Genomic DNA, 11571 nt, shown 5'->3' with positions numbered 1-11571 from the left:
ATCAGGCAATTTCCATGCTGTCCTTGCGCATTCATCCTGTTCGCCGGAAAATACAAACCGGCAAGACCCGCCAAAGAGGCAAGGTCTTGCCGGTCGCGGCCGGGCGGAAGGGACGCCCGGATCTTTAGAAGAGGAACTTCAGCGTTCCGACGACGCGGTCATCCGACAGGGGCGTGTCCACTTCGGTGCCGTGGTAGCGCACGTCGATCGCGATGTTGTCGGTGATCGAATAGGCGCCCCCGGCGTTCCAGGTGCTGTAGTCATCGTTGACGTCCAGATACTGGTAGCCGACCGCCGCGCTGAGGCTCAGCTTGGAGATGGGGGCGTAGGCGATGTTGGCCTCGACGTAGGTCGCCTCCCCATCCAGGCCGAAGAAGTCCGGCGAGTAGTAGAGGGCGCCGCCGAAGGTCACCGGACCGACCGCGCGCGAGGCGGCGGCCTTGAGCTCGACATAGCTGTAGTCCGAACCCGACGGATCGTTGACGTACAGGTAGCCGACCACCCCGAAGTCGAGGCCGAAGCCGCCCGCTTCCGTGCGATAGCCGCCGTAGATGTCGATTTCGGCGTCGGTGTCGTCACCAAAGTCCACATTCGAGGCCCAGGCCCCGGCATAGAAGCCGGACTCGAAGGTGACGTCGACGCCGAGCTGGATCGCCGCTTCCTCATCCGTCTGGCTATAGCCGCGGAAGACATAGTCGGAGGTGACGGCGGCGTTGAAGCTGACATCCTGGGCGCTGGCCGACGAGGCCGCGCCGGTCGCGAGCAGGGCGGCGGCGAAGGCCGCGGCGCAATAGGCGAGTTTCATTGTTCTTGTTCCCCAATTTGTTCGGTCGATGATCGGCACGCAAACGCTTACTGGGGCCGGGGCGGGAGGAGAGAGCTCCCGCCCCGACGATCGCTCAGACGGTCTCCAGCGCCTCACCGTGCAGGTGGGTGTCGAGACCTTCTTCTTCCGCCTCCGCGCTGACACGCAGGCCGGTCGTGAACTTGCAGATGATCAGGATGACCAGGGTGCCCACCGCGCTGTAGGCGATGGTCCAGCCCAGACCGATCAGCTGGGTCATGACGTCAGCGCCTTCCGACAGGCTGTTGATCGCGGTCGAGGCGAACACGCCGGTCAGCAGGGCGCCGGCCAGACCGCCCGCGCCGTGGATGCCGAAGGCGTCCAGCGAGTCGTCGTAGCGGAGCAGTTTCTTGATCCACACCGACGAGGCGTAGCAGACCGGACCGGCGATCAGGCCGATGATGACCGCGCCCTTCGGGTCCACGAAGCCGGCGGCCGGGGTGATGGCGACCAGACCGGCGACGATGCCCGACAGCACGCCGATCAGCGACGCCTTCTTCTTCTCGATGACCTCGACGATCTTCCAGGTGATGGAAGCGGCGGCGGCGGCGAGAATGGTGTTGATCAGGGCCACGCCCGCCAGCGCGTTGGCGCCGCCCGCCGAACCGGCGTTGAAGCCGATCCAGCCGACCAGCAGCAGTGAGGCGCCGATCATGGTCAGAACCGGGTTGTGGGCCACGATCGGCTCCTTGCCGTAGCCCTTCCGGGCGCCGAGGAAGATCGCGCAGACCAGACCGGCCACGCCCGAGTTGACGTGCACGACCGCGCCGCCGGCGAAGTCCAGCACCCCGGCGCCGCCGAGGAAGCCGCCGCCCCACACCCAGTGGGCGATCGGTGCATAGACCAGCAGGGACCACAGGGCCGTGAACAGCAGCAGGCCGGTGTACTTCAGACGTTCGGCGAAGGCGCCGGTGACCAGGGCGGGCGTGATGATCGCGAAGGTCAGCTGGAACGACAGGAAGACGAATTCAGGAATGCCCGGCAGCAGGCTGTGCGCCGTCTCCATACCCACGCCGTTCAGGAAGAAGGCGTCGAAGCTGCCGATGAACTGGTTGACGGTGTCGCCGTCAAACCCGCCCAGGGCGCCCGCCTTGCCGAAGGCGATGGAGTAGCCGGCGATGAACCAGACCAGGGTGGCGACGGCGAAGACGCCGACTGACTGGGTGATGGTGGCGATGACGTTCTTGCGGCGAACCATGCCGCCGTAGAAGAGCGCCAGACCCGGCAGGGTCATAAGCAGAACGAGAGCCGCCGAGGTCAGCAGCCAGGCGGTGCCAGCGCCGTCGAGTTCCAGCGGAACCTGATGGCCCAGCAGGCCCGGAGCCGGCGCGGGCGCGGCGCTGGCCGCGGTCGCGATTACCGATGTCAAAAGACCGAGCCCGAGAGCAAGGCCGCCGCGAAGTCGTGTCATCTCAATCCCCCAAAAGGATGCCGTTACGCATTTGCAAACTGTTTACCGCACCTGCGAAATCCGCAAGTGGGCGGAAGAAGATTCAGGAATTTTTGTTGCGTTCGCAACGCACTTGACTTCGCCAAACGAAAAACTGTTGTCGCCATACGATCCATAGCGATCAAAATCGTGCTCATTTACGGCTCAGCTTGCGAATTCGCAGTCGCAGCATTTTTGGGGGATTGACGAGCCCGCCCGCGTTCGTCACCGTAAAGACACTCATCAAGACCGGCTGAGGGATAGGCCCTTTGACGCCGGGGCAACCTTCCAGTGATCCACCCGATCATTGGAGATGGTGCCAACTCCTGCGGGGCGTCTTCGGAAGCCGCGAGAGATGAGTGAAGCGAGTGGTCCCTCACGGGGCCAGACGACTTCACGGGTCTTTCTTCGCAGATGTTGGTTCGCCCCATCGGTTTCGCTGAGTGGAACCGGAGCGGACAGTGGCGTCCACCACCGAATGGATCATCGACGAGGCTCCCGGCCGTGACGTGACGGCCGCGATTCCGGCCGACTTCCGGCTGGCCTCGGGCGAGCGTCTGTCGGCGGACACGCTGGTCGGCCGCATCCATGGCCCGACGAAGGGACCGCTGGTCGTCATCACCGGCGGCATCTCAAGCGGCCGCTTCGCCGCCCGCTGGTGGTCGTGGGCCGTGCGTCACGGCGGACCGGTCGATCTGGACCGCGTGCGGGTGCTGGCCTTCGATCTTCTGCCGGGAAAGACGGAGCCGGGCGTCACCATCACGACCCAGGATCAGGCCCGCCTGCTGGCCGTGCTGCTCGACAGCCTGAACGAGGCGCGCATCGACGCCTTCGTCGGCGCCTCCTACGGCGGTTGCGTGGGTCAGGCCTTCGCCGCGACCTTCCCCGAACGGATCGGTGAGCTGATCGTGATCTCCGCCGCCCACCGCGCCCATCCGGCGGCTACCGCCTGGCGCGGGGTGCAGCGCCGGGTGCTGGCCTTCGCCCGCGATTGCGGTCGTGAGGCCGAGGGTGTGTCGCTGGCCCGCGAACTGGCGATGACCACCTATCGCACCGCCGACGAGTTCGACTGGCGCTTCGCCACCATCGCCCCGGCGCAGGCCGGCGAGGCTTATCCGGTGTGCGAGTACCTGATCTCGCGCGGCGCCGACTACGCCGAGGCGACCAGCGCGGACCGCTGGATCTCCCTGTCGGATTCTCTGGATCGCCACGCGGTCGCGCCCGAAGCCATCCGTTGCCCGCTGACCTTGCTGGGCTTCACCAGTGACCGGCTGGTCCCGATCGAAGACCTGCGCGAGCTGGCCGCCCGCGCCCCCGCCCTGCGTCGCTTCGACGAAGCGGGCTCCATCTTCGGCCACGACGCCTTTCTGAAGGAGCGCGAGCTGGTCGGCCGCACGCTCCACGACGCCCTTTCACCCCTGTACGCCCGCCAGCCTGACGAGATCGCCGCATGACCTGCTCCAGCGAAGCCCATCCCTGTACCACCGCCGCCCGGCACGGCGTGAACAACGATCCGGCGCACGGGGCGGTGATGCCGCCGCTGTACCTGTCGTCGAACTACAGCTTCGACGGCCTCGAGGGTAAGCGGAAGTACGACTACACGCGCTCGGGCAATCCGACCCGCGACGTGCTGGGCGAGACGCTGGCCAGGCTGGAAGGGGGCGCAGGCGCGGTGATCACGGCGACCGGAATGGCGGCGGTCGATCTGGCCCTGTCGTCGCTGGAGCCGGGCGACCTGCTGTTGGCCCCGCATGACCTGTACGGCGGCACGCACCGTCTGCTGTGCGCCCGCGCGCGCCGCAACCATTTCGACGTCCAGTTCGTGGACCAGAATGATCGCGAGGCCCTGGACGCCGCCTTCGCCCTGAACCCCAAACTGATCCTGATCGAGACACCGTCGAACCCCCTGATGCGCGTGGTGGACGTGGCCGACATCTGCGCCCGCGCCCGCGCGGTCGGTTGCAAGTCGGCGGTGGACAACACCTTCCTGTCGCCCGCCCTGCAGAACCCGATCGCCCTGGGCGCCGATCTGGTGATCCACTCGACCACCAAATACATCAACGGCCACTCGGACGTGGTCGGCGGCGCCGTGGTGGCGAAGGATCAGGCCGATCTGGAACAGCTGACCTGGTGGGCCAACTGCCTGGGCGTGACCGGCTCGCCCTTTGACGCCTATCTGACCCTGCGCGGCGTGCGCACCCTGTTCGCCCGCGTTGAGCGGCAGCAGGCGACGGCCGAGCGGATCGCCGAATGGCTGGACGCCCACCCGGCGGTGAAGCGCGTCAACTATCCGGGCCTGAAGAGCCACCCGGGACACGAGATCGCCGCCCGCCAGCAGAAGGGCTTCGGCGCCATGCTGAGCTTTGAACTGGCCGATCTGGACGCGGTGCGGGCGCTGGTGGACCAACTGGAGGTTTTCACCCTGGCCGAGTCGCTGGGCGGGGTGGAAAGCCTGATCGCCCACCCGACCCTGATGACCCACGCCGCCATGACGCCCGAAGCGCGCGCCACCGCGGGGATCACCGACGGCCTGCTGCGCCTGTCGATCGGTCTGGAACATCCGGAAGACCTGCTGGCCGATCTGTCGGCGGCGCTGGACGCCGTCGTCGCCCGTACATCGCTGGAAGCCGAGGCCGCCTGACATGACCGCCGCTTCGTTGCCCCTGCCCCGTCCGGTCTCCGGCGCGGACCTGACCGCTCACGTCTCTGATGAGCCCGTCGCCCTGCTGCAACTGGATGTCTCCGACACGGCCGAGGCCGCCAGCGCGGTCTATCGCGAGGTCCGTCGCGGGCGTCGCGTGGTCGCCGTCGCCTCGGGCGGCGTCGACGCTTCGGCGAGACTGGCGGAGGCGCTGGACCTGATCGGCGTGACGACGGCGCGCCCGGAGCCGGGTCAGGCCCTGCTGAATGCGCCGGTTTCGATCGTCGCGGGTCCGGAGACCGCCATCGCTCATCCGCGCACGATACCCGCGCGTCCGCTGCGCGTGGCGCTGGCCGGATGCGGCGTGGTCGGCGGCGGCGTGCTGGCGCGCCTGTCGACAGACGACCGGTTCGAGGTGGTCGGCGTTCTGGTGCGTGATCCGAAAAAGCCCCGCGACCCGGCAGTTCCCGGGGCCCTTCTGCTGGCCGACCCCGCCGCCCTGCTGGCGCGCGAGCCGGATGTGCTGGTCGAGGCGATCTCCGACGCCTCGACGGGCCTTGCCCTAATCCGGGCGGCCCTGTCGCGCGGCGTCGATGTGGTCAGCGCCAACAAGCAGGCGGTGGGCGGTGATCCGGCGGCGCTGACCGCACTGGCCGAGGCGCACGAGGCGCGCCTGCTCTACTCCGCCAGCGTCGGCGGCGGCTCGCCCCTGATCGAAACGGTGCGCCGGGCCCGGGCGCATGGCCCGGTCGTGCGCATCGAGGCCGTTCTGAACGGCACCTGCAACTTCATCCTGAACCGACTGGCCGCGGGCGTGGCCTTCGACGAGGCCCTGATCGCCGCGCGCGATGCGGGCTTCGCCGAGGAAGACCCGACCGCGGACCTATCGGGCCTCGACGCCTCGGCCAAGCTGGCCATTCTGGCGCATGAGGCCCTGGACGGCGGGATCTCGCCCGAGCGTATCGCTCGCGAGACCCTGTCGGCGGACGCGGCGCTCCTCCCCGGTCGCGTCCGCCAGCTTTCCCGACTGGACGTGCGAACGGACAGCGCCGCCGTCGCCTTCACGGCGGTGGACGGCGACAGCCTGTTCGCCGACCTGCCGGACGAGTGGAACGCCCTGCGCGTGACCACCGGAGACGGTCGCGTCTTCACCGCGCGTGGACGCGGCGCCGGGCGCATTCCGACGACCGAAAGCGTCTGGGCCGACCTGACTGACCTGCTGGCCTCACCCAGTCAAAGAAACGCCGCCGACCGGGGGCCCGGTCGGCGGCGAAAGTGCGCTTCGGTTCAGGAGTGATCAGAAGCGATAGCGGGCGCCGACGTAAATCTGCCGGCCGGTGTGGTGATAGACGGATGTGCTCTGACGATCCGCGCCGTCGCCGACGTACTGGTGGTTCTCCTCGTCCGTCAGGTTGAGGGCCTCCAGCGTCAACTCCAGGTCTTCGGTCAGATTGTATGAGGCCGAGGCGTCCAGGTTGAACGTCTCCATCTTGCCCTCGACCACATTGCCGTTCCGGCCCGGGACGTTCTGGATGTAGCTGTCGCGGAAGGCGCCCGAGACCCGCGCCGAGAACTTGTCGTCCTCATAGTAGAGGGTCGCGTTCCAGGACGTCGGCGACAGGTTGATCAGGTCCGCCGTGACGAAGGTCGTGCACAGGGCGTTGTTGCAGTAGTCGATCTCGGATTCGACGTGGGTGTAGTTGACCTGCACGCCGAGGTTCTCGAGCGGCCCCGGCAGGAAGGTGAACGGCTGCTGGTAGCTGATCTCAAAGCCCTTCAGCGGGCCGCCCTCGGTGTTCACCGCGGCGGTCAGCTGGAAGATGGTCGAGGGCGAGCAGGTGCCCGTGCAGAAGCCCGGCGCGAAGGCCGACGGGTTCAGGGCGGTCAGGTCCGAATAGGCCAGGTCCTGACGCACGATCTGAATGTAGGTGTCGATGTCCTTGTAGAAGTAGGCGAAGGACAGCAGGCTTTCGCGTGCGAAATACCACTCGATGCTGAGGTCGTAGGTGGTGGCTTCAAACGGCTGGAGCTTCACGTTGCCGATGGTGGCCGTGTAGTTCGGGCCCGAGGCGGCCAGCGAGGTGGTCGGCACCAGATAGTTGGTGCCCGCCAGGGTGTTGCCGATCTGCGGACGGGCCATGACCGAGGCCGCGCCGAAGCGGATGATCAGATCGTCGACCGGCTCATAGCTGAGGTTCAGCGACGGCAGGGTGTTGTCATACTGGTTCTCGCCGGTCACCAAGGTGCCGCCGCCGGTCGAGCTGTAGCCGGTGGCGTTCAGGGTGGTGCTGACCTGACGCACGCCCACATTGCCGCGGAACGGACGGCCGAACAGATCGGTGTCCCAGTCCGCCTGGATGTAGGCGGCCAGATCGTCTTCCTTGATCGACCGGTTCCCGCCGCGCGCATTGCCGTTCGTGATGCTGGTCAGGGTGAAGTCCCCGCCCGGCACGCCGGTGTTGCAGTTGCAGTAGATATTGAACAGGTCAGCGATGGCGCCGAGGTCCGGACGGACCCAGCTGGACGCGGTGCCGCCGGGGATCAGGTTCGAGCCGAAACCGGTCAGCACACTGGTGATGTCGGCCACGGTCGTACCGCCCGGCAGGACCGGAACGACGGTCTCATCCGCCCGACGGAACTCGTAGGAGTCCGAAGTGTAGCTCTTCCAGTTCAGGCCCGCGCTGATGGTCAGCCAGTCGCTGGCGTCATAGCTGATATCGGTCTGGAAGGACTCGAAGACCGTATCGACGCCGTTGGGGCGAATCCGGATTTCCGAACGCGGCACCGCGTTGGTCGAGGGGCGCCATTGCCAGTTGGCCGGGTTGGCGACGTCGAAGCCGTAGTCGATGACCGGCGCGTTCGGGTTGCCGCGGAAGTCCCACGAATAGCCCTGGATGTTCGAGCGATCGAGGGTGACCGTGGTCTGGATCGGGTTCTCGAAATTCGACTCCGCGCGGCCGTAGTAGAAGCGGCTGTGCAGGCGGTCGGTCCAGTCGTGCTCGGCCGTCAGGCTGACTTGAAGGTACTCGGTCGACAGTTCGTCGTAGCGGCTCTCGGAGCGGACATCGACGTTGTCGAACACGCCATAGACCAGCATGCCGTTCTCGACCGCGGCATCGCGGACGTGGACCTGGGTCTGGCCGCCGGCGGCCGCGTTACGGCTGAAGGACAGCGCTTCCAGGAAGTCTTCCTGACGGGTCGCGTCGAGCGAAGAGTACAGAACATCCAGCGAGAACAGCGTGGTCTCGGCCGGGCGCCACTGGAAGGCGCCGGTGACGCCCAGACGCTCCTGCTCGTGGGTCAGGCGACCGTAGCGCGGCAGGCGCGGGATGAAGACGCTGTTCTGGTTGGCGGTGGTATAGGCGGCGACGTTCGAGGCCGTATTGGCCGGGCGGGCCACGCCCGTGGCGCAGTTGGCGGCGCTGGCGCCGTTGGCCGTACCGGACGGGTTCACAGGGGTGACACCCACCGGCGAGCAGAAGCCGCCCGAACTGTTGGTGCCGACAGCCGGCGCCCAACGGACTGAGCTGAAGCCTTCTTCCAGCAGATTGCGCTGGCTGTAGGCGACAGAGACCAGCGCCCCGAACTGATCGTTCTCGCCGAAGGTGCTGCTCAGCAGCAGGGCCAGGCGCGGGTTATATTCCTCCGACAGATCATTGTAGCCGGCCTGGGCGGACATGGCGGCGGTGAAGCCGTCCTTGTAGTCAAACGGGCGTGACGCCTGCAGATCGACCGTGGCGCCCAGCGAGCCTTCCTCGGTCTCGGCCGCGGCGGTCTTGCGCACGGTGATAGAGTTGAAGAGCTCGGAGGCGAAGACGTTGAAGTCGAAGCCGCGACCGCGGTTGGCGCCGCCCGAGGAGTCGGTGCCGCCGGCGGTGGCCTGGGCCTCCATGCCGTTGATGCGGGTGCGGGTGAAGTCCGAGCCCAGACCACGCACCGTGATCGAACGGCCTTCGCCGGCGTCACGGTCGATGGCCACGCCCGGGACCCGCTGAATGGACTCGGCGAGGTTCAGATCGGGGAAGTCCGCGATGTCCTCGGCGACGATGACGTCGACCATGCTGGTTTCGCGACGCTTGGCGTCCAGACCCGCGTTCAGGCTGGCGCGGAAGCCGGTGACGACGACTTCGTCGATCTCGGCGACATCGTCCTGCGGTGCGGATTGCGGCGTGGTTTGCGGCGTGGTTTGCGCGGCGGCGGCTCCCACGCCCAGCGACAGGGCGACAGCCAGACCGGACGCACCGACGAACAGGCTACGACGAAGGGCGCGGGTCATCCCCGGCCGAATGGCTTGCAACATATGCTCCCTCCCAGTGGGCATACAGGACGCCGGGGTGGCCCCGGTCTATCTGTTTTTGCGGTCCGGCATCGTTGGCCTTCCCGTTTGACACCGGTGTCATATTGGTGCGCAATGTGCGCTGACACCGGTATCAAAAATGAGCCTAACCCGATGACCGATGGTTTCGCAAGCGGACTTCGACACAAAGTCGTCACAGGTTTCGCCACGGCAGCGCTTGTCGTGTCCTTCGGAACACACACCGCGGTTGCACAGGAGACGACCGTCGCCTTCCCCGGCGCGGAGGGCGCGGGACGGTACGCACAGGGCGGACGGGGCGGCGCGGTGCTGCGGGTGACGAACCTGAATGACGCCGGTCCGGGCAGCCTGCGCGCCGCGGTCGAGGCCGAAGGGCCGCGCACCATCATCTTCGACATCGGCGGCACGATCCGGCTGGAGACCCCGCTACGGATCCGGCGCGGGCGCATCACAATCGCCGGCCAGACGGCGCCCGGCGGGGGCATAACCCTGCGCGACCATGCGCTGGTCATCGCCGCCGACGATGTCGTAGTGCGCCACATCCGCTCGCGATTGGGCGACGAGAGCCGCATCGAATCGGACGCCGTCTCGCTGGAGCGGGGCCGCCGGATCATCCTCGACCACGTCTCGGCCAGCTGGTCGGTGGACGAGACCCTGTCGGCGGGCAGTCGCTATGATCCGCCCGAGCGGGGCCTGTACGACGTGACGGTGCAGTGGTCGGTGATCGCCGAGTCGCTGAACCACTCGGGCCACGCAAAGGGGGATCACGGCTACGGCTCGCTGGTGCGTGGCGGGCACGGCGCGCACTTCACCTTCCACCACAATCTGTGGGCCATGCACCGGGCGCGGATGCCCCGGCCCGGCAACTACAATCCGCCCTCCGTCGATCCGCAGGGCCCGCGATTCGAGTTTCGCTCGAACGTCTTCTACGACTGGGGCGGCTCACACGCCGGCTACAACGCCGACACCGAAAGCCTGTCGACCTACGCCTTTATCGGCAACGCCTACATTCCGGGGCCGGATTCGACGGGCCGCCGGGCGTTCGAGGAATCGAACCCGCTGGGGCGGGCCTGGTTCGAGGGGAACAGCATGGACGGGGTGACGCCTGCCGATCCCTGGTCGCTGGTGAAGGATTCGGACCGGCCCAACTATCGGCTGGCGGCGCGCCCCGACTGGGCGGAGGCGGCGGGCCAGACGGCCGAGGCCGCAGCGCTGTCCGTCTTGGATCGCGCGGGAGCCGGCCGGGTGCGGGACGCCGTGGATGCGCGGGTGATCGCGGGGGTGCGCGACCGCACGGGACGGATCATCGACAGTCAGGAGCAGGTCGGCGGCTGGCCGGAGCTGGAGCCGGGCACGCCCTGGATAGATAGCGACGGGGATGGAATGCCCGACGATTGGGAACGCGCCCACGGATTGAACCCGGCCAGCGCGGCCGATGGGTCGAACGACAGCAACGGCGACGGCTTCACCAATCTGGAAGACTGGCTGAACGAACTGGCGGGCTAGCGCGCCAACCAGCCCCCATCGACGGCCAGCACCGTGCCGTGGACGTAGGCCGAGGCGTCGGACGCGAGGAAAACCGCCGCGCCGCCGAGGTCGGACGGATCGCCCCAGCGCCCGGCCGGGATACGGGCGAGGATGTCGCGACTGCGGACCCCGTCGGCGCGCAGGGCCTCGGTGTTGTTGGTGGCGAAATAGCCCGGCGCGATGCCGTTGACGTTGATGCCCTTCGACGCCCACTCGCAAGCCAGCAGACGGGTCAGGCCCGCCAGACCGCTCTTGGAGGCGGTGTAGGACGGCACGCGGATACCGCCCTGGAAGCTGAGCATCGAGCAGATGTTGATGATCTTGCCGCCCCGCCCGGCCTCGACCCAGGTGCGGGCCACAGCTTGAGACAGGAAGAAGGCTGTCTTCAGATTGGTGTCGATGACGGCGTCCCAGTCCTCTTCGGTGAAGTCGAGGCTGTCGTTGCGGCGGATGATGCCGGCGTTGTTCACCAGAATGTCGATCTCGCCGACGGCGGCGACGGCCTGAGCCACCAAATCAGCGATAGGGGCGGTCGAGGACAGGTCAGCGGAGACGGCGTGCAGGGTGCGGCCCGAGGCCCTGACCAGTTCGGCGGTCTCGGTCGGGGCCGAGCGACCCACGGCGACGATGTCCGCCCCCGCCTTCGCAAGGCCAACGGCGATCGCCTGCCCCAGACCGGTATTGGCGCCGGTGACGAGGGCCGCGCGGCCGGAGAGATCGAACGGAGTCATGTCAGCAGGCCTCGTGAAGGGTGGGCGCACCACCGGTCAGACGAGGGGTGTCGCACGGATGCGCTCTGGCCGACATGCTTCCCT

Annotated in this window: 8 protein-coding genes and 1 riboswitch; of the genes, 4 read left to right on the top strand and 4 right to left on the bottom strand. The window is 67.5% G+C overall.

Annotated features, from left to right (window positions below):
• Positions 1–124: 124 nt before the first annotated feature.
• Both FKQ52_RS03160 and FKQ52_RS03155 read right to left on the bottom strand, forming a co-directional pair.
• Positions 125–805, bottom strand: a complete 681-nt coding sequence (locus FKQ52_RS03160; protein WP_141625847.1) for a TorF family putative porin — start codon at positions 803–805, stop codon at positions 125–127.
• Positions 806–899: 94 nt separating this feature from the next.
• Positions 900–2255 carry an ammonium transporter gene (locus tag FKQ52_RS03155; protein ID WP_141625846.1) on the bottom strand — a complete coding sequence of 452 codons (1356 nt, stop codon included), beginning with the start codon at positions 2253–2255 and terminating at the stop codon, positions 900–902.
• Between the two features lie 255 nt (positions 2256–2510).
• Positions 2511–2635, top strand: a riboswitch (SAM riboswitch).
• Positions 2636–2734: 99 nt separating this feature from the next.
• Between FKQ52_RS03155 and FKQ52_RS03150 the strand changes: the two genes are divergently transcribed.
• The 3 genes from FKQ52_RS03150 to FKQ52_RS03140 are packed head-to-tail and all read left to right on the top strand — an operon-like array spanning position 2735 to position 6211.
• The gene (locus FKQ52_RS03150; RefSeq protein WP_168196777.1) at positions 2735–3727 is read left to right on the top strand and encodes a homoserine O-succinyltransferase; all 993 of its coding nucleotides are present in this window, start codon (positions 2735–2737) and stop codon (positions 3725–3727) included.
• A complete protein-coding gene (gene metB / locus FKQ52_RS03145; RefSeq protein ID WP_141625844.1) occupies positions 3724–4914 on the top strand; it encodes a cystathionine gamma-synthase in 1191 nt (396 codons plus the stop codon). The genes FKQ52_RS03150 and metB overlap by 4 nt, the downstream gene beginning before the upstream one ends.
• 1 nt (position 4915) lies before the next feature.
• Positions 4916–6211, top strand: coding sequence for a homoserine dehydrogenase (locus FKQ52_RS03140; protein ID WP_141625843.1), 1296 nt, complete (start codon positions 4916–4918; stop codon positions 6209–6211).
• On the opposite strand, the gene FKQ52_RS03135 is transcribed toward FKQ52_RS03140, so the two are convergent.
• Positions 6212–9190: a TonB-dependent receptor gene (locus FKQ52_RS03135; protein WP_168196776.1), complete on the bottom strand. Its 2979-nt coding sequence runs from the start codon at positions 9188–9190 to the stop codon at positions 6212–6214.
• A gap of 243 nt (positions 9191–9433) precedes the next feature.
• Between FKQ52_RS03135 and FKQ52_RS03130 the strand changes: the two genes are divergently transcribed.
• Complete coding sequence (locus tag FKQ52_RS03130; protein WP_141625841.1) at positions 9434–10735, top strand: pectate lyase; 1302 nt, start codon at positions 9434–9436, stop codon at positions 10733–10735.
• On the opposite strand, the gene kduD is transcribed toward FKQ52_RS03130, so the two are convergent.
• Positions 10732–11487, bottom strand: coding sequence for a 2-dehydro-3-deoxy-D-gluconate 5-dehydrogenase KduD (kduD, locus tag FKQ52_RS03125; protein WP_141625840.1), 756 nt, complete (start codon positions 11485–11487; stop codon positions 10732–10734). The two genes, FKQ52_RS03130 and kduD, sit on opposite strands and share 4 nt — an antisense overlap.
• Between the last annotated feature and the right edge of the window lie 84 nt (positions 11488–11571).

The sequence above is a fragment of the Brevundimonas sp. M20 genome, from assembly GCF_006547065.1.
Classification (GTDB): domain Bacteria; phylum Pseudomonadota; class Alphaproteobacteria; order Caulobacterales; family Caulobacteraceae; genus Brevundimonas.
The sequence above is the reverse complement of the archived record's forward strand: the minus strand, read 5'-3'. Positions and strand labels throughout refer to the sequence as shown.